The sequence below is a fragment of the 'Camptotheca acuminata' phytoplasma genome (assembly GCF_041276565.1).
GTDB lineage: Bacteria > Bacillota_I > Bacilli_A > Acholeplasmatales > Acholeplasmataceae > Phytoplasma.
Genome location: NZ_JBGGGR010000045.1, coordinates 1 through 22,199, shown reverse-complemented (window position 1 = coordinate 22,199; position 22,199 = coordinate 1). Strand labels below are relative to the sequence as shown.

Below are 22,199 nucleotides of genomic sequence, written 5' to 3'. Positions count from 1 at the left end.
ATTAATTCTTTCTATAAAATTATTAAAATTTTTTTTAAAAAAATAAACAAAAAAATTAATCGATAACTTCGATTCCCATGCTTAAAGCAGTACCTTTTATTATTTTACAAGCATTTTCTAATGAATAAGAATTTAAATTCGAAAATTTCATTTGTGCTATTTCTTCTATTTGTTTTTGAGTTAAAGTAGATACTTTATTTTTTTTAGAATTAGAAGAACCTTTTTGGATATTAGCAGCTTTTTTAATAAGGTCGCTTGAAGGAGGAGTTTTAACGATAAAAGTAAAAGTTCTATCTTCATAAACAGAAATAACAACAGGAATAATAAATCCTATTTTGTCTTTTGTAACTTCATTAAATTGAGAACAAAATAAAGGAATATTTACCTGAGCTTGTCCTAAAACTGGACCTACTGGTGGAGCAGGATTAGCTTTTCCAGCAGCAATTTGCAATTTAATAGTTTTTACAATATTTTTAGCCATTATATTAATCCAAAACCTCTTGAATAACTTATTTTTGTTTTTACACAAATAAAAAAATAATTAAAATATTTTTTTAATATAAAAAATCTATAAAAATAAAAAAAACAAATATTTAAAATTATAACATAATTAAATGATAAAAAAATATCAATAAATTATTTAATTTCTTTAAAAGAAGAAAAAGAAATTTCAATCGGAGTATTTCTTCCGAATAAATCAATTTCTACTACTAATATATTTTTACTATTATCTATAAAAGAAACTATTCCTTGTTTTCCAACAAATGAACCCCTAATAATTTCTACTCTTTTATTGATTAAATGATTGTAATCAGGTTTTTTTATAATACCCATTTGAATTAAAATAGGTTTTATTTCACTTTCTCTTAAAGGTACAGGTTTTGATTCATTGCCTTTTGTATAACCCAAAAAACCAGTTACTTTAGGAAGATTCCGAACAACAAACCAAGAATAATCAGTCACAATCATTTTGACAAAAACATATCCAGAAAACATTTTTCTTTCTTTTTCTTGTTTAGAACCGTCCGCTTTTATCTTGAAATATTTTTCTTTAGGATAAATAACGTCAAAAATAAGATTAGACATTTTCGAACCAATATTCATAAGTTTTAATAAATCTTCTCTTACAGAATTTTCATAACCTGAATAAGTTTGAACAATATACCATCTTGGTTTATTATCAAATTCTACTATTTTATCTTCTGATTTTTGTTCTTCTTTTATATTTTTTTTTTCTTTATTTTTCATCTCATATCCTTAATTAATTAAATTATTTGTTTAACTTAAAAGGATCTAAAAATTCAGAATAAACTTGTTCAAACAATTTAACTGTACAAACTAAAATAATAGCAAAAATAACAACTTTTATAAATTGTAAAACAATATTACCAAAAGAAGGCCAAGTTATTACAAAAATATCCTTAAAAATTTTTCTAATAAAAGGTAAAAAACCAATTACCAAAACCAAAAAAGAAGAAACCATACAAAACAAAAATAAATAAAAATATTCTGATTCTTGTGTATGTATCTTTATCAAAGTACTAAAAATTCCCATAGATAACATGGAAAAAACAATAAAAAAAATGTTTATTAAACCATATTCTTTTTTAATAATTCGAAATAAGGGAATAACATCAACTTCTTCTTTATTATGTTTTAATATCATATATAATACCCCTTTTTTTATTTATCTAGATTCTTCATGTAAAACATGTTTTTTACATTTAGGACAATATTTTTTTAAACTCAATCGTTTATTGACACGATCAACAGCCTTAATATGATAATTACGACTTAAACATAAATCGCAAATTAAAATATTTTTTTTCATGAAAATAATATCCTTTTTTAAAAAATTGAAAAAAAAATAAATCTAAATAAAAAATAACTGTTTTTTAACATTCTAACATATTTTTAAAAAATATAAAAAATTTAATATTTAAATTGTGATACATACATTATCAAAGCAGCAGCCACACTAACATTTAAAGAGTTAATTTTTCCTTGCATAGGTATTTTAATTAAAAAATCACAACTTTTTTTTAATAAATAGCGAATACCTGATGCTTCATTACCTAAAACAATAGCTAAAGATGAATTATATTCTACAGAATTAAAATTTACATCTGCTGTCATATCTGTACCTATAATAAGAATATTATGTTTTTTTAATAACAAAATAGTTTGATATAAATTATTAACTAAAAAAATATTGACATATTCTAAAGCACCACTAGATGCTTTGGCTACTGTTCCTGTTAAAAGAACTTGATTTTTTTTAGATATAATGACACCATCAAAATTAGTGGTTTCCATAGTTCTTAAAATGGCCCCAAAATTATGAGGATCATAAATACCATCTAAAATCAAAAATTTTTTTAATTTATTTGAATTTAAAAAAAAAGATAAATCACTATATTCATAATCTTTAACTTCCGCTACTACTCCTTGATGTTCTGTATTTTGTGTTTTTTCATTTAATTGATGTTTATCTACCAATTGATAATTAACGTTATTCTGATTTAAAAAATTTAAAAAATTTTTATCAGTCATTTTTTGATTTATATACATTTTATAAATAGGTCTTTTATTTTTGATAACTTCTTTTATTACATTTTTGCCATAAACTATCATGGAAAATTCCTTCTTCTTGAAAATAAAAAATAATAATTATTTATATTTTTATTATTTTATTAATGAAATAATTATTTAAATAAAATTATTTAAAAATGATTGATTAAAAATCCAATATAAAACAGAAAAACTTAAAAACATTGTAATAATTAATATAATTTTAAATTTATTAAAAGGAAAACAATTTATAACAAACAAAATAAAGAAAATTAAAGAAATAAAAATAGCTAAATATTGAGAAACATTAGAAGTTGGACAATTAATTAATAATAAAAGATAAAAAAAACTCATTGTTAAAGAATAAAACAAAGATCTTTTCGCAATATTTCTAAAAAAAGATTTTTCTATTTTTTTATTATTTTTGTCTAAAGATAAAAAAAATGCTGGAATCCCTATAAAGAAACTATCGAATAAATTAAACTGTAAAGGTACTAAAGGAAAAGGAAGTAATGAAGATTTATTACCTTTCAATAAATAAACGGAATTATATAATATATTAATAATAACTAATGAAAAAAACAAAATATTTTTTGTCAAAAATAAAATCGCATTTTTTTTTAAATTATTAACAATTTTTCTTCCTTCTGAAACTACTTGAGGTAAAGAACTAAATTGAGAATCTAATAAAACTAAATTAGCTACGTGTTTAGTAGATTCGCTACCTGAAGCCATAGCAATCGAAATATCTGACTCTTTAAAAGCTAAAATATCATTAACTCCATCGCCTATCATTGCTACTTTTTGGTTATTCTTTTTTAAATTTTGAATAAGAATTTTTTTTTGTTCCGGAGAAACTCTACCGAAAACATCATTTTCCATAACAATTTTATTTAATTCTTTGTTAGGAACACCCATTAAATTGATAACTTTTCGAGAATCAGAAATAATATTTAATTTTTTAGATATAAAAGATACTGTGTCTGGATTATCTCCTGAAATAATTTTAATTTTAATACCATTTTGAATAAAAAAATTAATAACATCAAAAGCATCTTTTTTAATTGTATCTTCTAAAGCGATCAAAGAAACAATTTTATAATTAGTATTTTCTTTGATATCTTCTAAAGCGGTATCAGTTTGAGCCAAAAGCAAAACACGATATCCTAATTGAGCTTGTTTTTGAAAATCTTTTTTAATTTTATAAAACTGTTTTTTTAAAATAAATTCTGGTGCTCCTAATAAAAATGTTCCTAAATTTTCTATTTCTACACCGCTATATTTTCTACTACTAGAAAAACTTTGTGTTTTTAAAATATTATGTTTATTTTTTTGTAATTTGTCTTCAAAAGGGAAATAAAACTTTTGATATAAAGCGTTTTGAGTAGAATTATTATTCGGGAAAGCACTAATAATATCAAACATTAATCGATTTGAAACTAAATTAGAATCAGGATATTTTAAAACATTTTTAACTGTCATAGTTCCATCTGTAATAGTACCTGTTTTATCCAAACATAAAACATCAATTTGAGCTAACATTTCGATACCAAAAAGATCTTTAACATAAGTATTTTTTTTAACTAATCTGATACAACCAACAAATAAGGAAACACTAGTTAAAAGAAATAATCCAGAAGGCATAATACCTAAAATAAAACCACATATTCCTAAAATAAAATTTGTTCTTTCATTATCAATACTTTTAAACATAAACAAAATCAAAATAGGAATTAAAATTGTTAACAAGTAAATAATAATTTTAATTAATGATGAAAAACTTTCTAACAAAGGAGTTTTAATTCTTTTATATTTTTTAGCTTCTTTTGTTAATTTAGAAACATACATATTTTCGCCAACATAGATAACAACAGCACAAGCAGTTCCGCTAACAACATAACTACCAGAATATAAAAAATCACCTTCTTTTTTTAAAACAAAATCAGATTCTCCTGTTAAAAAAGATTCATCAACTTCTATAGTTCCTTTTTTAACACATGAATCAGCTATAATTTGAGATCCTAATTCTAAATATAAAACATCTTCTGTAACAACATTTTCAATAGGTATTTCTAATAAACTAAAATCTCTAATAACTTTAGTTGCATTCAAACTTAATAAAAAGACTTTATCTAAAGTCTTTTTAGCTTTGATTTCTTGAAAAATATTAACAGAAACATTTAAAGAATTAATAAATAAAAAAAATAATTGTTCGTATCTTCCTTGAGAAATCACAAAAACAGCAATCAATACCAACAATAAATTAAACAAAGTAAAAAGATTAGAAAAAATAATACTTTTAATGCTTTTATTTAGATTATTTACAGTTACATTATTTTCTTTATTTTTTATTTTGTTTTCGACTTCTTCGTGAGTTAAACCTTTAATATCAGACCAAAATTTATTTTCTTTTTTATTCATATCATTTTATATACCGTTTTTATCTAATATTTTTTTATTATAAAATTCTTTTCAATATTTATTAATTAAATTAATTGTTCTTTTTGTAAAATATTTCTTAAAAAATCAGATTCTTCAAAATCTCTATTTTGTTTTGCTTTTTCCCATGAATTATAAATTTCAATATGTTTACTTGTGATATCTTTTAAAGTAACAAAAATATTTAAACATTCTAATAAATAAAGGAATGTATTTTGTAATTTTGCTAACTCGTGTAATTCTAAAGTTTTATTTATTTTTTTTAATAATTCTTCCAACATAGTAAAAATATTTGGAGTATCAAAATTATTAGACATTAATGAAAAAAATTGTTGAATATAAAAAGAATCTTTTTGTTGACTATTAATTTTATTTAAAATTAATTTAAAATTAATTTTATTTAAAGTATAAATAATTTTATCATATTTAATTTTAAAATTTTGCATTAATTTATCACTGTATTCAATAGGTTGCATATAATTATGATATAAAAAAAATAATTTAATAACATTAGGACCGAATTTTTCTAACAAATCTTTAGCTAAGACAACATTCCTTAAAGATTTACTCATTTTATCGTTTTGATAATCAACACGTCCAACATGCATAAAAAAATTTGAGATGTTTTTTTTATTCATAGCGAAAAATTGAGATTGTTCGTTTTCATGATGAGGAAATTTTAAATCGTTTCCACCACCGTGAATATCTATTGTATTTTGAAAAATTTCTTGAATCATTGTCACACATTCAGTATGCCAACCTGGTCTTCCGTAAAACCAAGGACTTTCGTATTTAATTCCGTCTTCAGTTTTTTTCCATAAAACAAAATCTTCTGTATTTTGTTTTTGTGAATCTATTGTTTTTCTGACATTTTTTTGTAGTTTTTTTAAATTTTGATTACTTAAAGAACCGTAAGAAGAAATTAAATCTGTTTTAAAATAAATTCCTTCTGGTAATTCGTATGTATATCCTTTTTCAATTAATTTACCTATAAAAGAAATAATTTGATCCATATATTGAGTCACTGAAGGATATTTGTCGATGTTTTTTATTTCTAATTCAGACAATAAATCAAAAAAATAATGAATATATTGTTGAGATATTTGTCTTTCAGATGATCCACTGTCTAAAGCTTTTTTTATTATTTTATCATCGATATCTGTAATATTAACTACTAAATAAGCTTCGAATCCTGAAAGTGAAAAATATTTTTTCACTAAATCAAAAAAAATTAACGGTCTTATATTTCCTATATGTAAATGATCATAAACTGTAGGACCACAAACATACATATTAACTTTTTTACTTTCTACAGAATAAAATTTTTCTTTTTTATCTATTAAAGAATTATAAATTTTTAACATAAATTCCTTTTTTTATATCATAAACGATTTTTTAAATACAAAAAAAATATTTATTTAGATATCATATCTAAATTTTTTTGAATGTTTTCTAAAATTTTTCTTTTTCCTAATAATTCTAAATAAATATTCAAAGAAGGACCATGTAATTTTCTAGTACAAACGGCTCTAACAGTAGAAAAAAGTTCTTTTCCTTTTAAATTAGTTGATTTACTGAATTTTTCAATAATATTTTGAATCGAATCCAAATGAAAATCTTTTTCAGATAAAGACGAAAATAAATCGTTCAATATAGGAATAAAATGCCAATTTTTTTTATCTTGAAAAAAAGCAATTGTTTCTTCTTCTAGTTTTTCATCAACAAAAAAAATTATATATAATTCAGTTATTTCTTCAATATAATCAATTCTACTTTTGAATAAGAAAATTATTTTTTCTAATTTTTCGTTTTCTAAAAAAATGTTTCTTTTAATAAAAAAGTTTTTAGATTTTTCTAATAAATCAGATACAGACATTTTTTTTAAATATTGATTGTTAATGAATAATAATTTTTTATCATCGAAAATAGCTGGTGCAGAAACAATCCTTTTAGGATCAAATAAAGAAATCATTTCTTGAGGTGAAAAGATGGTTTTATTCGAATTAGGAGAAAAACCTAAAAGAGATAAAAAATTAAATAAAGCTTGAGGTAAATAACCTAAAGAAATATATTTAGAAATAAATTGAAAATTATCGTTGTCTCTTTTGCTTAATTTTTTTTTATCATTATTTAAAATTAAGGATATATGACCAAAAATGGGAATTTCCCAACCAAAAGACTGATAAATCATAATTTGTTTAGGAGTATTTGTTATATGTTCCTCACCTCTTAATATATGAGAAATTTTCATCAAATGATCATCAACAGCTACAGAAAAATTATAAGTCGGAAAATGATTTTCTTTCATAATGATCCAATCTTCAATATTAGAGCTTTCGAAACTCACTTTACCTCTGATCATATCATCGAATTGATAAACAACATTAGAAGGAACTTTAAAACGAACAACATATTTATCAGTATCTTTTTGAAATTCTTTATAAGCTAAATTTTTTTTTAATAAAATTTCAGTATATTCTTGATAAATAGATAATCTTTCGGATTGTTTGTAAGGTCCAAAAGATCCTGAAATATCAGGTCCTTCGTCCCATTGAATACCTAACCACTTTAATTGTTCTAATTGAGTACTTTCGCTATTTGCTACATTTCTTTTTAAATCAGTATCTTCAATTCTAATAATAAATTTTCCTTTATAACGACGAGCAAATAAATAATTAAATAAAGCAGTTCGAGCATTTCCGATATGTAAAAAACCAGTAGGACTCGGTGCATAACGTAATCTTATATCTTTCATATATTATGTATCACCTAAAAAAAATATATCCTAATAAAATCATTCCAAAATAATAATAAAAAAGAGCCTTTTTTATAAAAAAGACTCTTTTCAAAATGAATCAAAAAATATTAAAAAATTAACGTTTAGAAAATTGAGGTGCACGACGAGCTTTTTTTAAACCATATTTTTTACGTTCTACACAACGAGCATCTCTTGTTAATAAACTAGCTTTTTTTAAAATAATTCTTAAACTTGGTTCTACTTCTAATAAAGATCTAGCGATTCCTAAACGAATAGCTCCTGATTGAGCTGTTAAGCCTCCGCCATTAACATTAGCTATAACATCATATTTTTCTAAAGTTTTAGTTAAATTTAAAGGTTTAATAGTTTCAAGACGTATTTCTTTAAAAGGAATATAATTAACAAAATCTCTTTTATTAATTGTTATATTCCCTGTACCTTCAATTAAAATCACTCTAGCGACTGAACTTTTACGTCTACCCAAACCAAAATATTGCGTTTTATTCATTTTATAATTATACCTCTACAATTTGTGGTTTTTGTGATTCATGTCTATGTGTTTCGTTAGCATAAACAAATAATTTTTTACGCATTTGACGACCTAATTTAGTATGTGGTAACATACCTAAAATAGCTTTTTCTACCACACGAGTAGGAAATTTTTGCATCATTTCTAAAGCACTTATCTTAGACAAACCACCAGGGTAACCTGAATGTTTATAGTAAAATTTTTGTTTCCATTTTTTGCCTGATAAATTGATTTTGGAAGCATTTATAACAGCAACATAATCGCCATTATCAATATTAGGAGTATAAGAAGTCTTATTTTTGCCTTTTAAAATAGAAGCAATTATAGTCGCGCATCTTCCTAATGTTTTACCTTTAACATCCACTAAATACCATTTTTTAACTACTTCTTTTTGATTAAAAGAAAAAGTTTTATTGTTAAATTTTGGATTTTCTTTTCGAACTAAAATATTTTCCATGAATATATAATATTTCCTATCATAGAATAATTTAATTTTAATACAATTAAAAATTAAATTATTTGGATTTTTGCAAAATTATCAAAAAAATATTAAAAAAAATTAAAGCTAAGTACAATTATTATACAAAAAAAACATAAAAATTAAATTAAAAATTTAAATAAAAAAATATTTATAATTTAAATTTTATTTATTTAAAAATAAAAATATTTTTTTAAATAAAGTAAACAATGATAATAAAATAACTTTTGTTTTTTAAAATGTTCAATTAATAAAATTTATATAAATAATTTGTTTTTTTAAAAAAATTTATAATTGTTTTTTAAAATAACATTAAAACAATATGAAACCTATTGATTTATAGAAAAAAATATTTCATAGTTTTCAAAACAAGATAAATATCTCATTTTCTTCATGAATAATATCGAAATTAGAACAAATAAAAAAAATATTTAAAAATACATACAAATTATTTTAACATAAAAATAAATAAAATAAAAATAATATATTTCAGAAAAACATTTTAATAAATTTAAAATTTAATATTTTGTTTCCGAAATAAAATAAAAAAATGAACTTTTTAAAAAATAAAAAAAATCAACTTATTAGCTGATTTTTTATTTCATTATTTTTAAGTTTTAGGATTTAGTATAAAATTTAAAAAAATATTAATAATTACAATTTTATTTATTTAAAAATTCAAAAATATAACTATTAGAAATAATATTTTTTTGATTTAAATTATTTTTACAAAAAATTGTTTAATTTAATGGAGCGAATGATGGGAATCGAACCCACTTCTCTAGCTTGGAAGGCTAGGGTAATAACCATTATACAACATTCGCTTATTTTTTAGATTTAATAATGGTCGGGAAAGCAGGATTTGAACCCGCGACCTCCTGGTCCCAAACCAGGCGCTATACCAAGCTAAGCTATTTCCCGTTTTTTTATTTTTTTTATTGATACTAAGTTTTCAAAAAGATAAATGGCGCATCCAAGAGGACTCGAACCCCTAACCTTCTGATCCGTAGTCAGATGCTATATCCAATTAAGCTATGGATGCTTTTTAGGATTTATATTTTGGTGACCCGTACGGGATTCGAACCCGTGAATGCATGCGTGAAAGGCATGTGAGTTAACCGTTTCTCCAACGGGCCTCTATTTTCAAATTATAAAATTATGCAATATTAAAAAAACAAATAAAATAAAATATTTCAAAACTACACATTATTTATTTTAACATAAAAATTTAACATAAAAAATTAAAATTGTATAAAATAATATTTTTTTGAAAAAATTACTTTTATAAATTGTAATAACAATAATAATTCAAATTAAAAATCCATTTTTTGAAAAAAATATTATTTTAAAATTAATTTATTTTTAGATAGAATCGATTTATGTTTTAATAATTTTTTTTCTATATTTGTTTATTTGTTATAATATTTTATAGTTTATAATTTATTTTTGGTAAAAATAATATAAAAACATTTAAAAAGATTCCTTAATAAAATTATAAAATAAAATAATCTCGTATTAATTAAAATAAATTATATAATGAAAAATTGAATATTCAATTTCAAAAGTGAAATAATAAAGAATTAAAAATTTTATTTTCATAATGTAAAATATGGCCCTGTAGCCAAGTGGTAAGGCATGGCTCTGCAAAAGCTGGATCGATGGTTCAAATCCATCCAGGGCCTCCAACATTTTTCTTAAATAAAAAAAATATTTTTTTGATATAAAAAACTTTATATTAAAAAAATATTTTTTTTATTTATAGTAAATCATTTCAAAATTATTTTCTTGAATATAAATATTACTATCTAATATAAATCACTAAATAAATTATTTTTTCAAAGATTTTTATTACTTTCAAAAAAATAAATATTTCAATTCAAAAAAAATTGAATCAAAATATTTATAAATTATTAATAATTTTATCAATAATTTATTTAGTTAATTTGATATTTAAATTTATAAATCGATTTCTTTTTTTCTAAATTTAATTTTTAACGGAATTCCAGTTAATTCTAAATTATCTCTTAATTGATTTTTTAAAAATCTTTCATAAGAAAAATGAATAAATTTAGGATCATTCACTAAACATAAAAATTCAGGCGGTTCAGTTATTGTTTGTTTTAAATAATAAAATTTAGCTTTTCCTTGATTAAAGAAAGAAGGAGGGTTAATATGAACTGCTTCATTTAAAATATCATTTAATAAATGAGTAGATATTTGTTGTTTATAATTAATAAAAACTTTATTCAAAACTGGATATAAAGTATGAATTCTTTTTTTATTAATAGCTGACAAAAACACTAAAGGAACATAATTAAAAAATTTAAATTCTGTTTTTACAATAGTTTCAAATTTTTTCATATCTTTTTCAGATGTTTTGACTAAATCCCATTTATTGTAAATAATAATACAAGGTTTTTGATAATTAAAAATTAAAGCAGCAATATTTCTATCTTGTTCGATAATATTTTGACTTGCGTCTAACACAAAACACACAATATCGCTTCTTTCAATAGCGTCTAAAGTTCTCAAAAAACTGTATTTTTCTTTTAAATTATTTAAATTACTTCTTTTTCTAATTCCTGGAGTGTCTATTATATTATATATTTGATCATCTGTTTCGAATATAGTATCAACAGAGTCTATTGTTGTCCCTGGAATATCAGACACAATCATTCTTTCTTTAGATAATAATGTATTTGTTAAAGTAGATTTACCAACATTAGGTCTTCCTACTATTGAAAATTTTAATTCTTTTGAATCGTTTTTATTTGTTTTTTCACGAGGACAATAAGAAATAATTTTATCTAATAATTGTCCGATTCCGATACCATGTTGAACACTAATAGGAATAATATCTTTAAATCCTAAAGAAAAAAAATCATAAATATTTTCTTTTAAATTGATATTATCAATTTTATTTACTGCTATAATAGTATTTTTTTTACTTTTATAAATAATCTTAGATATTTCTAATTCTTCTTCTACTAATCTGTTTTGACCATCAGTTACCCAAACAATTAAATTACATTCTTGAATAGCTAATTCAACTTGATATTTTATTTGTTTTACTAAAGGAACATTTTCGAAATTGATTCCTCCCGTGTCAATAATAGAAAAATCTTGATTCAACCACCTACCTAAAGCATAAATATTATCTCTTGTTGTTCCGGATTCTTCATAAACAATAGAAATTCTTTTATTTAAAATACGATTAAATAAACTAGATTTCCCAACATTAGGTCTTCCAATAATAGCTACTTTAAAATTCATAATCGTTTCGTACCATTCATATTTATAAATTTAAAAATTTTTTTTAAAAAAACTTACTATATTTATATTAAAACATAAAACAGATTTATCCATATATTTTTTAAGAATAAAATGTACTGACAAAAGAATTAGATAAAATAAACACAATACTACCTATAATTCTAGTAATTATCATAGCGAAAGATAATAATTCCATTCGATTGCTAACAGTCATAACTCCTACATTGCCAGTACTTCCGATACTATGTGAAGAAATACCTACTACTAAAGATGTCTCAAAATGATATAAATTAAACAACGAAGCTAAAAGAAAAGAACAAGAAATAGTGGTTAATAAAGAAAATAAAACTAATAATATAGTACGATAATCAACAATATGGTCGATTAAAACCTGGAAATTAGTTGTTAAACCTAAAAGAACCAAAACAGGAGCCGTAAAATTAACAGTCATAATTTTCCCTATTTGTAATAAATAATTTTTATATTCTTTCGGAAGCAAATCAAAAAATTGAACTATTAAAGCCAAAATAATTATATAAACTATGTCGTCTAATTTAATAATATGGTTCACTGATAAAAAATGATTAATCATGTTTCCAAGAGAATAAAAACCTAAAACAATTAATAAACCTATTCCTATATTTTGATATTCTAAAGGTATTTTTTTATTTTTTATTATTTTAGAATTCTTTTTTTGTTTTTGTAATTGACCTTGTCCGCTAAATTTAGTTTTATCTAAAAAATAATATAACATTCCTGATAAAATAATACTAAATATTCTAGCTATTATTACAGGAACTAAAAGAATACTTTTTATTTTTTCGTCTTTATCTTGTCCAAAAGTGTCTTTATATGCACCACCAGATGAACCACCTACTCCTAAATTAACACCTCCATTTGTTAAAGGAGAAGAAATAAAAAAAAGAGCATCTATAAAAGAATTTCTTGATGTTTTTTCCAAACTTGAAGGAATTCGATAATTTAATAAATAACCTAACAAACCTACAACAATAAATGAAATAAAAACAGACAACAAAGAAAACAAAATAAATTTTAAAATAACTTTTTTTAATAATTTAAATTCTATACTTAAAATACTACTTAAAACAATGATTACAATAAAAATTTTAGAAAAATCAATCCCTTGGGAGATTTTATCTTTTTTGTTAAAAGCAAAAAAATTAATATTATGTTTTGCTGAACTACCTAAAATGTCACTATACATTAAATAAGACGGTACTAAAATACAAAGTATAAAACCTAATCCGAATTTATTTAAAAAAGGTACTTTATTTCCTATAAAATTCAAACTAAATCCTAAAACCATTATCAAAAATAAAGAAGTTAAAAAAGGATGCCATAATGTTATTTCTTTATCTGTATTTGGATAATCTTTAGCATATACAAAATACAATATATTTAAAATAAGAATTAAACATAACATCAAAAACATTTTTTTGTTTAAACTAATTTTTTTTATTTTTTCTTTCAAAAAAGATATCATAATTATATTTAAAATAAACCCTTTTCTAAATAAATTGCTTAAAAAATAAGAAATTTTTGTATTAATTTAATAAATTTTATATCAAATAATAAAATTATTATAGTTCCGATTAAAATATTAATAATAATATATTCATAATTTTTTTATATTGAAATAAACCAAAAAAGATTCGTTAACAATATCGTAATAATCAAAATAATATAAAATAACTGAATTATAAATATAATACTAAATAAGAAACATTTTTTTCTTTAAAAATTCATTAATAACTAAAATAAAAATAAAATGATGGATAAAAACGTTAAAAGTATCTTGTTTAGGAGAAGAAATATTTAGTTTAATTAATACTGATAAAGATGATTATGTTCCTCCAAATGTTTAAAAGTAACGTTGGATACAAAAGATGTCGATTATATTCTTTGTAACTCTGTTTTTAATTTAAAATTAAAAAAAATAAATAGTGGTTCGAGACCTTTTTATTTTATTATTTATTTTTTTCGTTTTTTTATCTATTTTTTTATTTAATAATTTAAATAAAGATATTTTTTTAAGAAATATTTTTGTCTTTTTTATAATTGTTTTTTATAATTATAGTTAGATTATAAAATAATATTTTTACATTTAAAAATAGTTAAAGTTTTCAAAAAATATTTTATAATTACGTTTATTGATTTATTTACTAAATTAAATATATCTTTCTTTTTTTAAAAGAAGCAAAATTACGATTAGTAATTTTTTTTAATTTTATAATATTAAAACAAAAATTAACCCTTTCAATATTAATAATATTAAATATTTATTATTAAATAACTTCGAAATATGTCTAAAATATAAAAAAAAGACAAAAGAACATCTCAAAACAAAATCAATAATAAAAAAAATAAAGATCCAATAAAGAAAGATTATTAATTGTTAAAATGAAAATTATCGAAATGTCTTTATTTAAAAAACCGAAAAATATTTCTTCTAATTTGACTTTAGCTTTTGGAGACTTTGACGGAATTCACTTAGGCCATCAAACAATTCTCAAAAAATTATTAAGTTATAAAGATACTCAAAGTGCTTTAATTCAATTTATTCCTAATTCTAAATCTTTTTTTAAAAAACAAAGTGAAAATTTTTTAACCTCTTTTGAACAAAAAAACTTATTTATCAAAATTTTCATTTGAATTATCTTTTGTTTCTTTATTGGAATTATGATTTAGCTAATTTATCTCCCTTAGAATTCATTCAATTATTACAAAAATATCATGTAAAAAGAGTAATTATTACTAAAAAATCTCGTTTTGGAAAAAACCAACAAGGTAATTATAAAGATTTAGAAAAATTTTTTATCGTAGAAACAGTTGATTTAATATATTTAATTGATGAAAACCAAACAAAACAAAAAATTTCTACTTCTTATATAAAAACTCAATTAACAAAAGGAAACATTAAATTAGTTAATCAAGCTCTGGATCGTCCTTTTAAAATTAAAGGAAAAGTAATATACGGTAATCAAATGGGTCGAACTTTAGGTTTTCCAACAGCCAATATCGATTATCATCGTTATTATTTACCAAAAAATAGTGTTTATATAGTTTTGGTTTATTTTCAAAATAAAAAATATCTAGGAACGGCCAATATTGGTAATCGTCCCACATTCAATTTTAGTTCGAAACCTAGTTTAGAAGTGTATATACATCAATTTCAAAAAAATATTTATTCCGAAAATTTAGAATTAGAATTTTATAATTTATTAAGAAGTGAACAAAAATTTCTTAGTGCTACAGAATTAATTCAACAAATTAAAACAGATTTTCAAAATACTCATGATTTTTTTAAAAAAATTTGTCTTTAAAATAAATAAAAAATAAAAAAAATATAATCGAAAAAATGTTAAATAATTTATATTTATTAATTAAATTAAAATTAACTAATTTGAATAATTATTTCAGATTTATTTAAAATTATTAATTTCAAACAATTAAAAAAATAATTTTTGAGAAAAAATTTCAAATTTATCCTTTAATAAAAAAAATTGATAACCTAAAAAGTAAAATTCTTTTATGGCTATCAATTTTTTCTTTAAGAATACAAAATAGAAAATTAATAATTTTAAATAAATTTAAAACAAAAAAATCTTTTTTTTTAAAAAAAATTCAAAAATTTTTTTAAAATATCTAAACTTATATCAAATGACTAAAAATATAATTCATAAGTTGTTTTTAATCTTTTATTCAAAATATAAATTAAAACAAAATTTATCGTATTCGAAACCAAAATAGGAACAAAGTTAAATATCAAAATTATAGTTAAAACAGTAGGTTTTGTTGGATTGTCGATTTTTAATATATTTATTATTCCTGGTTTAATCCAATCATAAAAAGAAATATAACCATTAATAGTTTTGAATAGAGTTAAAAACAGGATAACAAATAAAAAAGCATTTAGATATTTTTTATAACTTATTGTTTTTAAATTAATAAACAAAGGAACAAAAGAATAAGTTAAAATAAATAAAAACTTTCCAAAAATGTGATTTTTAATCATAAAATTGAATTCATCAATTTTTATATATTTAATACCTTTTAATACATCAAAAAGTAATTGTCCATCTCTACCAGAAAATAAAACTGTATTAATAATAGCATATATAAAAAGATAAAATAAATTTATATAAACCGAATTTAAAAGACACATTAAAATCAAAGGCAAATGCCAAAACATCCACAATTGAGAAAAAACTATCGGAGTAGCAATATTTTTTAATGGTTTTTTAAAAATTTCATGTATAACTATACTATAAGAAATTAAAATAGAACTTAAAATTATACTTCTAACTTTGTTAATTTTTCAAAAATCTCTCTATCTTTGTTATTTTTTTAAAAATATAAACTTGAGTTTGTTTCAAATTTTTATAAATAAATTGGATAAATAAAATATAATGAACTTATTGTCAAAAAAGTTTATTATATTTTTTTGTATAATATAAAATCAGTGAAAAATGTTAAAAATAAAAACCAAAATTATAACACAATTATAAATTGTAACTAGAAAAACTATTAATTAAAAAATTTTATATATCTAAAAAGAATCCTTAATCGGCTATTTTTGAAATATTTTATTATAAAAAATTATTTAAATTAGAAATTAATTATTTTACTGAATTTATAATTTAAATAATTTTTATATTATATATATTAATATAAATTTAAACAAAATGTATTAAAATATTAATATATAAACGAAAGAAAAAATTCCGAAATTCGAATCTCAAATTGCAACAAACATATACAAATTACAATAATATAAGAAGAAAGTGGTTCAAAAAATGAAAAATGCAACTTCTTTTGATACATTTTTAAGTATTAAAAACATCAAAGGTTTAGATTTTATATTAAATTTCCTCCAAGTTCATAAAGGAACTATTAAACGTTGGGAAAAACAAAAATCCATTCCTAAAAATTATGATACAGACTTAAAAAAAATAATTAAACAAATTGAATTCGAATACCCGCATATCGATACAGTAAAATTTCAAAAAAATCATTTAACAAATGAAAGAAAATTTGATGAATTTTATACTACTCATAAAATTGCTTTAAATTGTTTTGAAATTTTGAAAAATAAAATTTCGGAATTAAAACTAAATTTTGATGAATATAATTTGATTGAACCTTCATCAGGAAATGGAAGTTTTTATAATTTATTACCACCAAATAAAATAACTGGTGTCGAAATCAATCCCAATATTAATAAAAATTACATTATTCAAAATTATTTAGATTTTGTTCCTGAAACAAAAACAAAAAATATTGTTTTTGGAAATCCACCATTTGGTTTAAGAGGAAATTTAGCTTTAAGATTTATTAATCATTCATACCAATTTGCTGATATTGTAGCGTTTATTTTACCACTTTTATTTGAATCAGATGGTAAAGGAACACCTAAAAAAAGAGTTATTGGGTTTAAATTGATATATTCTGAAAAATTGCCTTTGTCATCATTTGAATATCCAAGTGGTAAAAAAGTTAAAGTAGCAACAATTTTTCAAATTTGGACCAAAATCAATAATGATTTAATCAAACCTTTAAAAATTAAAACAGCTAATAATTTTATCAAAGTTTATTCTTTATAAGATGGTGGCACTCCATCCAGTACTAGAAATAAAAAAATGTTGAATGCATGTGATATTTATTTACCAAGTACTTGCTTTAAAGGAATGAAAACTTATAATTCTTTCGAAGAACTTCCTAATAAAAGAGGATACAGCATCAAAATTTTAAAAAACATCATTGAAATTAAAAAAATTTTAAAAAATAATGATTGGACTAAAACAGCTTTTTTATCTACTAATAGTGCTTTAAAATTTACGTACAAGTTTAATAATTAAAGTTTTAACTGATGCTGGTTTTAGTGATGAAAATGATAAAAATGAATAATAAAAATCTTATTTCTGTTTTCTTTGATTATGTTTATGAAGAAACTATTAATAATTTAAAAAAACTACCATAAATTTACTGAAAAAGATATTTATTATAAATTAAAACTTCTTTCTATTGATGCGAGAGGTAGTTTTGGACAAAGATTTTTAGTTAATGCTTTGAAACAAAATGGTTTTAAATCATTTAATGACAAAGACAAAAACAAAGATTGGGATATAAAATTAGAAAACTATCGCATCGAATTAAAAACAGCCACTTTGGATGTTAATAATAAATTTCAGCACGAAGGAATCCATAAAACTGACAATTATGATTTGTTAGTTTTTTTAGATATTGCTCCAAATCAAATTTTTTTAAAAGGAATACTTTATAATGAAATTGATTTTAGCAAATTAAATCTGAGAGGTGGAGGTAGAAAAACAGCTACTGGTGCTGGTTTTAAATATGATTATAGTTTAATCAAATATTTAGAAGAAAATAATGAAATAATTACGTTACAAGATTTGAAAAAAAACGCTAATAATTGGTTAGAGAAATTAAATAAAATTAATAAATAAAAATTAAGACCAAATATATATTTGATCTTAATTTTTAATAAATTCAATTAAAATATTTTATTTTTTTTAGTTTTATTTTTTTCTTTTTGGTAATAAAATACACTAATGACAAAATAATTTTGTGAATTAATAGTTTTATCAAAATCTTTTTGAAACCAAATTATTCCTAACCATTTAAACAATTTAACATAAAAAACCCAAAAAGATAAAAACTGTTCCATTCCGGCGATCATAACCCAAAATATTAAACTAATTAACAAAATAAGAAAAAACAATTCAAATATCTGAGAATATTTTACAATATATGAAACGATACATACGATAATAGATAATAAAGTGGAATACCAAATTATATTCGTGAAAAGATCTGGTTTTAAAAAATATCTTCGTCTTCTTTCACCGATAGATTCGCCGATATCAATATTTTCTATGTTTTTTTTCTTTGTTGGGGTTTTTATAAATTAACCATTTTCCTTTAGTTATTTTAAAACAAATATAACTTTGAATTCCTATTAATACAATAAACATAGGGAACAAACCAAAAATATAACTTGTAAAAATTATTACAATATCTTTTTCGATTTGTGATGGATCTTGTTTTATTTTAATTAAAACAAAAATAAAATTAATAAAAGAAATAAAAAGATAAATAGAAAAACATACCAATTTAAATAACTTTTTATTCATAACACACTCTTAACTTTATTTAGAAAATTATTTCACCAACTAAATAGTTTTGACCAAGCATCTTTAGCACCATAAAAAATATCTTTACCTGTATTAACAGTAGCTTTAGCTAAGCCTTCGACAGCTAATATTGTTCCTTTGCTAACGTTTTCTACAAGATATATTGGGTTTTCGATATATTTATAGTTGCTTCCATTCAAAACATTTTTACCTATTTCATTAAAAACATTCACTGGATAACTAGTTGCTTTTCCAACAGTTTTACAAAACTCTAATCCTGATCTTACTCTTACTAAATTTCTTACTACTGGAACATCGTCTACTACATCAACTACACCCATAACACAATCTTCTGTTTCACTAATTAATTTACTTGCTGCTTCTAATGAATCTGGGTTTTCTTCTAAAATATCCCCTACTACGTTCGTTAATTGTTCGCTAATAACTCCAGAAATACCAGTAATTAAAAAAATTACCACCAGATAATTTTTGAATTTCTTTTTTACTTATTTTTTTGACTGTAATATTTTTGTTTGTCTTTTTTTCAAGTTTTTCGATTGAAAAATTTAATACAGGATTAGTGTTTTTAAAATGTTTGGCTTTTAAAATATTATTATGACCTAAAATTTTTTGTGGTTCATCCATTTTCCAAAAAAAATACATATGAGGAGAACCATTACCTAACCATCGTAAATCAACAAAGTCATAGTTTTCATCTCTTTCTTCACGATGACCTCCATCAAAATAAACAGCCATTAAATCTTCATCACCATCTTTCAAATACCAATGAATAGATCCGTTTCTATTAGAATTATAAGAAGGAGTGGAAGAAACAGAAACATCAAAATCATGATTAATGTCTTTTTTAATATAATCACAAACATTTTCAGATTTAGAATTTTTGGCTAACGAAATATGGATAATTTCGGTTCCTCTAATAGTTCTTTCATAGAATTCGTTATCTTTAAAAGCAAAAACTTTAGGTGTTGTTAAGAACAAAATGATTATCAAAAAGATTGATTAATAATTTTCTTTGTTTTTGTAAACAATTCTCGAAATATAACATCTATTTTCTCCTCTATTTTTAAAATTCGATTCTGATAAAAATATATAAATAAAAAAATAATCTTAATTTATACTTTGGTTTTTGAACTAAGATTCATACTTTTTCTGTTGAATTATTTTTTTGAAGTATAAAATTTTAATGATAAAAGCATTCTATCATATTTTATGATAAAAAACTTAATAAAAATATTTATTTTTTTTAATTTAGACATAAAAAAACTAAACTATATTGTTATAATAAAAGCACAGAAAAAATTCTAAGACTCTCAGTCTTCTAAGACTATTTAGTGGTTTCTTTTTTTCTTTTTTTGTTGACATTTATTTTTTTGTGTTATGATCAAAAATAATTAATAAATAATTTTTGATTTTATAGAAAATTTTATTTTTTTGAAATCAAATAGGACTTTCTTAGTGGTACATCGTAGTAGTTCTCGACTTAATTAAAATAGATCATTTACGCTTTAAATTATTTATTTTTAATTTAATAATGCTTATTCCATCGTTTTTTAATTTTAAAATATTTTATAGTTAATATATTATAAATATAAAATATTTTATTTTTTAATATTTTTTTAAATTAAAAATTTATTATAAAAAATAAAAATTTATTATATATTATATACAAAAAAATAATTTTCATCTTTTTTTATGTAAATAATAATTTTTTTTATGTATAATAATAATATTATTTTAAGAGTTAAAAAAAATTAAAGGAATGATTAGTTAATGTTAAAATCAAAAAAAAATTTATATCTGTTTAGAATATTTTTATTTATTTGTTTATCTTCTTTTATTTATAAACAAAAAATTTATGCTTATCCTTTGTTAGATAAAAACGAGACTAGTATACATACAGATTTCAAAGAAGTAGAAAACGCCAGATTAAATGTAATTATTACTCATGGTATTGCTGAAAGTTCTAAAGAATATGAAAAATTAGCTCATCGTTTAAATCAATTTAATTATAATGTTTTACTTTATGATATCAGAAGTCATGGACAAAGTCGAAATGATAACGATGGTGTAGCGGATATTGATAGTTTTCATACTTTTATCGATGACTTACATTTAATAATTGATTCCTTAAAACAAAAAAATGGTTTAAGAAATATTTTATTAGGACATAGTTTAGGAGGGATGATTAATAATTGTTATGTTTTTAAATATAATGATATTGATGGGGTTATTAATAGTGGAGCGCCAACAAAAATAATTGATTCAGTAATTGATTTTCTTGATGAAACAAAAGTTATGAATATGAATAATATTCCAGTAGGAAGAAATTATGAAAGATTATCTAGATTACCTTTGACTACAACAATGAAAAATTTTCGTAGTGTAAATTTTTTAACTCCTAATTTTGTAAGAACCACTATGGTTCGAAGTATTGAATATTTTCAAGAGAATATGATAAACAAATCATACCGTTATCCGACTTCTATATTATTATTGCATGGTGGACAAGATACAGTTATTTTACCAGAGAATAGTAAAGAGTTTTTTGATCTTATGAAAAATAAAAATAAAAAATTCAAATTATATCCTACGAATTATCATAATTTATTTAATGATTTAAACAATGAACAAGTTTATGCAGATGTTATAGAATGGTTACAAAGATTTTGATATCTTGAAATATATTGATAAAAAAATAATTATAAATTTAAAAAATATTCTATTTTAAAATAAAATTTTAATTTTTTCATAATTTACAATTTAAAATCTTTTTTATACCTTTTGTCTAATATCTAAACATAAAAAAAACAAACTGTTAAATAATAACAATTTGTTTTTTTTTTTTTTTATTTAGTTTTTTTATTTAGTTTTTTACTTTCTAATAATTTATCTATTTCTTCTTTCGTGATTGTTTCTTGTTCTAATAATAAAGTAACTATTTTTTCTAATAGAGGT

The 22,199-nt window shown here is 21.2% G+C and carries 23 protein-coding genes and 5 tRNA genes; 7 read left to right on the top strand and 21 right to left on the bottom strand.

Annotated elements, in window-relative coordinates:
• Window positions 1-55: 55 nt before the first annotated feature.
• The 14 genes from rplK to AB6A63_RS02365 form a co-directional block, all read right to left on the bottom strand.
• Window positions 56-481, bottom strand: coding sequence for a 50S ribosomal protein L11 (gene rplK, locus AB6A63_RS02430; protein ID WP_370431093.1), 426 nt, complete (start codon window positions 479-481; stop codon window positions 56-58).
• Between the two features lie 155 nt (window positions 482-636).
• A complete protein-coding gene (gene nusG / locus AB6A63_RS02425) occupies window positions 637-1,248 on the bottom strand; it encodes a transcription termination/antitermination protein NusG (RefSeq protein WP_370431092.1) in 612 nt (203 codons plus the stop codon).
• A 22-nt stretch (window positions 1,249-1,270) separates the two neighbouring features.
• Window positions 1,271-1,666 carry a hypothetical protein gene (locus AB6A63_RS02420; protein WP_370431091.1) on the bottom strand — a complete coding sequence of 132 codons (396 nt, stop codon included), beginning with the start codon at window positions 1,664-1,666 and terminating at the stop codon, window positions 1,271-1,273.
• Window positions 1,667-1,687: 21 nt separating this feature from the next.
• On the bottom strand, window positions 1,688-1,831 hold the full coding sequence (gene rpmG, locus AB6A63_RS02415; RefSeq protein WP_370431090.1) for a 50S ribosomal protein L33: 144 nt from the start codon (window positions 1,829-1,831) through the stop codon (window positions 1,688-1,690).
• Between the two features lie 101 nt (window positions 1,832-1,932).
• Window positions 1,933-2,634 carry a 23S rRNA (guanosine(2251)-2'-O)-methyltransferase RlmB gene (gene rlmB / locus AB6A63_RS02410; RefSeq protein ID WP_370431089.1) on the bottom strand — a complete coding sequence of 234 codons (702 nt, stop codon included), beginning with the start codon at window positions 2,632-2,634 and terminating at the stop codon, window positions 1,933-1,935.
• A gap of 75 nt (window positions 2,635-2,709) precedes the next feature.
• The gene (locus AB6A63_RS02405; RefSeq protein WP_370431088.1) at window positions 2,710-4,992 is read right to left on the bottom strand and encodes an HAD-IC family P-type ATPase; all 2,283 of its coding nucleotides are present in this window, start codon (window positions 4,990-4,992) and stop codon (window positions 2,710-2,712) included.
• A gap of 65 nt (window positions 4,993-5,057) precedes the next feature.
• Window positions 5,058-6,374 carry a cysteine--tRNA ligase gene (cysS, locus tag AB6A63_RS02400; protein ID WP_370431087.1) on the bottom strand — a complete coding sequence of 439 codons (1,317 nt, stop codon included), beginning with the start codon at window positions 6,372-6,374 and terminating at the stop codon, window positions 5,058-5,060.
• A gap of 50 nt (window positions 6,375-6,424) precedes the next feature.
• The gene (gene gltX, locus AB6A63_RS02395; protein WP_370431086.1) at window positions 6,425-7,765 is read right to left on the bottom strand and encodes a glutamate--tRNA ligase; all 1,341 of its coding nucleotides are present in this window, start codon (window positions 7,763-7,765) and stop codon (window positions 6,425-6,427) included.
• Between the two features lie 118 nt (window positions 7,766-7,883).
• Window positions 7,884-8,276: a 30S ribosomal protein S9 gene (gene rpsI, locus AB6A63_RS02390; protein ID WP_370431085.1), complete on the bottom strand. Its 393-nt coding sequence runs from the start codon at window positions 8,274-8,276 to the stop codon at window positions 7,884-7,886.
• A 7-nt stretch (window positions 8,277-8,283) separates the two neighbouring features.
• Window positions 8,284-8,754, bottom strand: coding sequence for a 50S ribosomal protein L13 (gene rplM / locus AB6A63_RS02385; protein ID WP_370431084.1), 471 nt, complete (start codon window positions 8,752-8,754; stop codon window positions 8,284-8,286).
• Between the two features lie 770 nt (window positions 8,755-9,524).
• Window positions 9,525-9,599, bottom strand: a tRNA-Gly gene (locus AB6A63_RS02380).
• A gap of 20 nt (window positions 9,600-9,619) precedes the next feature.
• Window positions 9,620-9,696, bottom strand: a tRNA-Pro gene (locus AB6A63_RS02375).
• Between the two features lie 44 nt (window positions 9,697-9,740).
• Window positions 9,741-9,817, bottom strand: a tRNA-Arg gene (locus AB6A63_RS02370).
• Window positions 9,818-9,835: 18 nt separating this feature from the next.
• Window positions 9,836-9,911, bottom strand: a tRNA-Glu gene (locus AB6A63_RS02365).
• A gap of 475 nt (window positions 9,912-10,386) precedes the next feature.
• Here AB6A63_RS02365 and AB6A63_RS02360 point away from each other — a divergent pair.
• Window positions 10,387-10,460: transfer RNA gene (locus AB6A63_RS02360), tRNA-Cys, on the top strand.
• Between the two features lie 271 nt (window positions 10,461-10,731).
• On the opposite strand, the gene der is transcribed toward AB6A63_RS02360, so the two are convergent.
• Window positions 10,732-12,048: a ribosome biogenesis GTPase Der gene (der, locus tag AB6A63_RS02355; RefSeq protein WP_370431083.1), complete on the bottom strand. Its 1,317-nt coding sequence runs from the start codon at window positions 12,046-12,048 to the stop codon at window positions 10,732-10,734.
• Window positions 12,049-12,148: 100 nt separating this feature from the next.
• Window positions 12,149-13,552 carry a 2-hydroxycarboxylate transporter family protein gene (locus tag AB6A63_RS02350; protein WP_370431082.1) on the bottom strand — a complete coding sequence of 468 codons (1,404 nt, stop codon included), beginning with the start codon at window positions 13,550-13,552 and terminating at the stop codon, window positions 12,149-12,151.
• A 917-nt stretch (window positions 13,553-14,469) separates the two neighbouring features.
• Here AB6A63_RS02350 and AB6A63_RS02345 point away from each other — a divergent pair.
• Window positions 14,470-14,721: a hypothetical protein gene (locus AB6A63_RS02345; RefSeq protein WP_370431081.1), complete on the top strand. Its 252-nt coding sequence runs from the start codon at window positions 14,470-14,472 to the stop codon at window positions 14,719-14,721.
• Entirely contained in the window at window positions 14,718-15,392 is a 675-nt protein-coding gene (locus tag AB6A63_RS02340; protein ID WP_370431080.1) for a riboflavin kinase, read from the top strand. The genes AB6A63_RS02345 and AB6A63_RS02340 overlap by 4 nt, the downstream gene beginning before the upstream one ends.
• A 341-nt stretch (window positions 15,393-15,733) precedes the next feature.
• On the opposite strand, the gene AB6A63_RS02335 is transcribed toward AB6A63_RS02340, so the two are convergent.
• Window positions 15,734-16,261, bottom strand: a complete 528-nt coding sequence (locus tag AB6A63_RS02335) for a hypothetical protein (RefSeq protein WP_370431079.1) — start codon at window positions 16,259-16,261, stop codon at window positions 15,734-15,736.
• 604 nt (window positions 16,262-16,865) lie between these two features.
• On the opposite strand from AB6A63_RS02335, the gene AB6A63_RS02330 reads away from it, so the two are divergent.
• The 3 genes from AB6A63_RS02330 to AB6A63_RS02320 all read left to right on the top strand — a co-directional run bounded on the left by AB6A63_RS02330 (window position 16,866) and on the right by AB6A63_RS02320 (window position 18,536).
• Window positions 16,866-17,672 carry an SAM-dependent methyltransferase gene (locus AB6A63_RS02330; RefSeq protein ID WP_370431078.1) on the top strand — a complete coding sequence of 269 codons (807 nt, stop codon included), beginning with the start codon at window positions 16,866-16,868 and terminating at the stop codon, window positions 17,670-17,672.
• Window positions 17,673-17,708: 36 nt separating this feature from the next.
• Window positions 17,709-17,927, top strand: a complete 219-nt coding sequence (locus AB6A63_RS02325; protein WP_370431077.1) for a hypothetical protein — start codon at window positions 17,709-17,711, stop codon at window positions 17,925-17,927.
• Between the two features lie 210 nt (window positions 17,928-18,137).
• Window positions 18,138-18,536 carry a hypothetical protein gene (locus AB6A63_RS02320; RefSeq protein ID WP_370431076.1) on the top strand — a complete coding sequence of 133 codons (399 nt, stop codon included), beginning with the start codon at window positions 18,138-18,140 and terminating at the stop codon, window positions 18,534-18,536.
• Between the two features lie 47 nt (window positions 18,537-18,583).
• Here AB6A63_RS02320 and AB6A63_RS02315 read toward each other — a convergent pair whose 3' ends face one another.
• From AB6A63_RS02315 to AB6A63_RS02300, 4 genes are all read right to left on the bottom strand, one after another.
• On the bottom strand, window positions 18,584-18,769 hold the full coding sequence (locus AB6A63_RS02315) for a hypothetical protein (RefSeq protein WP_370431075.1): 186 nt from the start codon (window positions 18,767-18,769) through the stop codon (window positions 18,584-18,586).
• A 184-nt stretch (window positions 18,770-18,953) separates the two neighbouring features.
• Window positions 18,954-19,223, bottom strand: coding sequence for a hypothetical protein (locus AB6A63_RS02310; protein WP_370431074.1), 270 nt, complete (start codon window positions 19,221-19,223; stop codon window positions 18,954-18,956).
• A 32-nt stretch (window positions 19,224-19,255) separates the two neighbouring features.
• Window positions 19,256-19,702, bottom strand: coding sequence for a hypothetical protein (locus tag AB6A63_RS02305; protein ID WP_370431073.1), 447 nt, complete (start codon window positions 19,700-19,702; stop codon window positions 19,256-19,258).
• A complete protein-coding gene (locus tag AB6A63_RS02300) occupies window positions 19,662-20,222 on the bottom strand; it encodes a hypothetical protein (RefSeq protein WP_370431072.1) in 561 nt (186 codons plus the stop codon). Before AB6A63_RS02300 ends, AB6A63_RS02305 begins: the two co-directional genes overlap by 41 nt.
• 792 nt (window positions 20,223-21,014) lie before the next feature.
• Between AB6A63_RS02300 and AB6A63_RS02295 the strand changes: the two genes are divergently transcribed.
• Complete coding sequence (locus AB6A63_RS02295) at window positions 21,015-21,914, top strand: alpha/beta fold hydrolase (RefSeq protein WP_370431071.1); 900 nt, start codon at window positions 21,015-21,017, stop codon at window positions 21,912-21,914.
• The last annotated feature ends 285 nt before the right edge of the window (window positions 21,915-22,199 follow it).

Excerpts from the sequence above, each read along its gene's own strand:
- rplK (WP_370431093.1), bottom strand. The coding sequence starts at position 481 with ATGGCTAAAAATATTGTAAAAACTATTAAATTGCAAATTGCTGCTGGA.
- nusG (WP_370431092.1), bottom strand. The coding sequence starts at position 1,248 with ATGAAAAATAAAGAAAAAAAAAATATAAAAGAAGAACAAAAATCAGAA.
- AB6A63_RS02420 (WP_370431091.1), bottom strand. The coding sequence starts at position 1,666 with ATGATATTAAAACATAATAAAGAAGAAGTTGATGTTATTCCCTTATTT.
- rpmG (WP_370431090.1), bottom strand. The coding sequence starts at position 1,831 with ATGAAAAAAAATATTTTAATTTGCGATTTATGTTTAAGTCGTAATTAT.
- rlmB (WP_370431089.1), bottom strand. The coding sequence starts at position 2,634 with ATGATAGTTTATGGCAAAAATGTAATAAAAGAAGTTATCAAAAATAAA.
- AB6A63_RS02405 (WP_370431088.1), bottom strand. The coding sequence starts at position 4,992 with ATGAATAAAAAAGAAAATAAATTTTGGTCTGATATTAAAGGTTTAACT.
- cysS (WP_370431087.1), bottom strand. The coding sequence starts at position 6,374 with ATGTTAAAAATTTATAATTCTTTAATAGATAAAAAAGAAAAATTTTAT.
- gltX (WP_370431086.1), bottom strand. The coding sequence starts at position 7,765 with ATGAAAGATATAAGATTACGTTATGCACCGAGTCCTACTGGTTTTTTA.
- rpsI (WP_370431085.1), bottom strand. The coding sequence starts at position 8,276 with ATGAATAAAACGCAATATTTTGGTTTGGGTAGACGTAAAAGTTCAGTC.
- rplM (WP_370431084.1), bottom strand. The coding sequence starts at position 8,754 with ATGGAAAATATTTTAGTTCGAAAAGAAAATCCAAAATTTAACAATAAA.
- der (WP_370431083.1), bottom strand. The coding sequence starts at position 12,048 with ATGAATTTTAAAGTAGCTATTATTGGAAGACCTAATGTTGGGAAATCT.
- AB6A63_RS02350 (WP_370431082.1), bottom strand. The coding sequence starts at position 13,552 with ATGATATCTTTTTTGAAAGAAAAAATAAAAAAAATTAGTTTAAACAAA.
- AB6A63_RS02345 (WP_370431081.1), top strand. The coding sequence starts at position 14,470 with ATGAAAATTATCGAAATGTCTTTATTTAAAAAACCGAAAAATATTTCT.
- AB6A63_RS02335 (WP_370431079.1), bottom strand. The coding sequence starts at position 16,261 with ATGTTTTGGCATTTGCCTTTGATTTTAATGTGTCTTTTAAATTCGGTT.
- AB6A63_RS02330 (WP_370431078.1), top strand. The coding sequence starts at position 16,866 with ATGAAAAATGCAACTTCTTTTGATACATTTTTAAGTATTAAAAACATC.
- AB6A63_RS02325 (WP_370431077.1), top strand. The coding sequence starts at position 17,709 with ATGTTGAATGCATGTGATATTTATTTACCAAGTACTTGCTTTAAAGGA.
- AB6A63_RS02315 (WP_370431075.1), bottom strand. The coding sequence starts at position 18,769 with ATGATCGCCGGAATGGAACAGTTTTTATCTTTTTGGGTTTTTTATGTT.
- AB6A63_RS02310 (WP_370431074.1), bottom strand. The coding sequence starts at position 19,223 with ATGAATAAAAAGTTATTTAAATTGGTATGTTTTTCTATTTATCTTTTT.
- AB6A63_RS02295 (WP_370431071.1), top strand. The coding sequence starts at position 21,015 with ATGTTAAAATCAAAAAAAAATTTATATCTGTTTAGAATATTTTTATTT.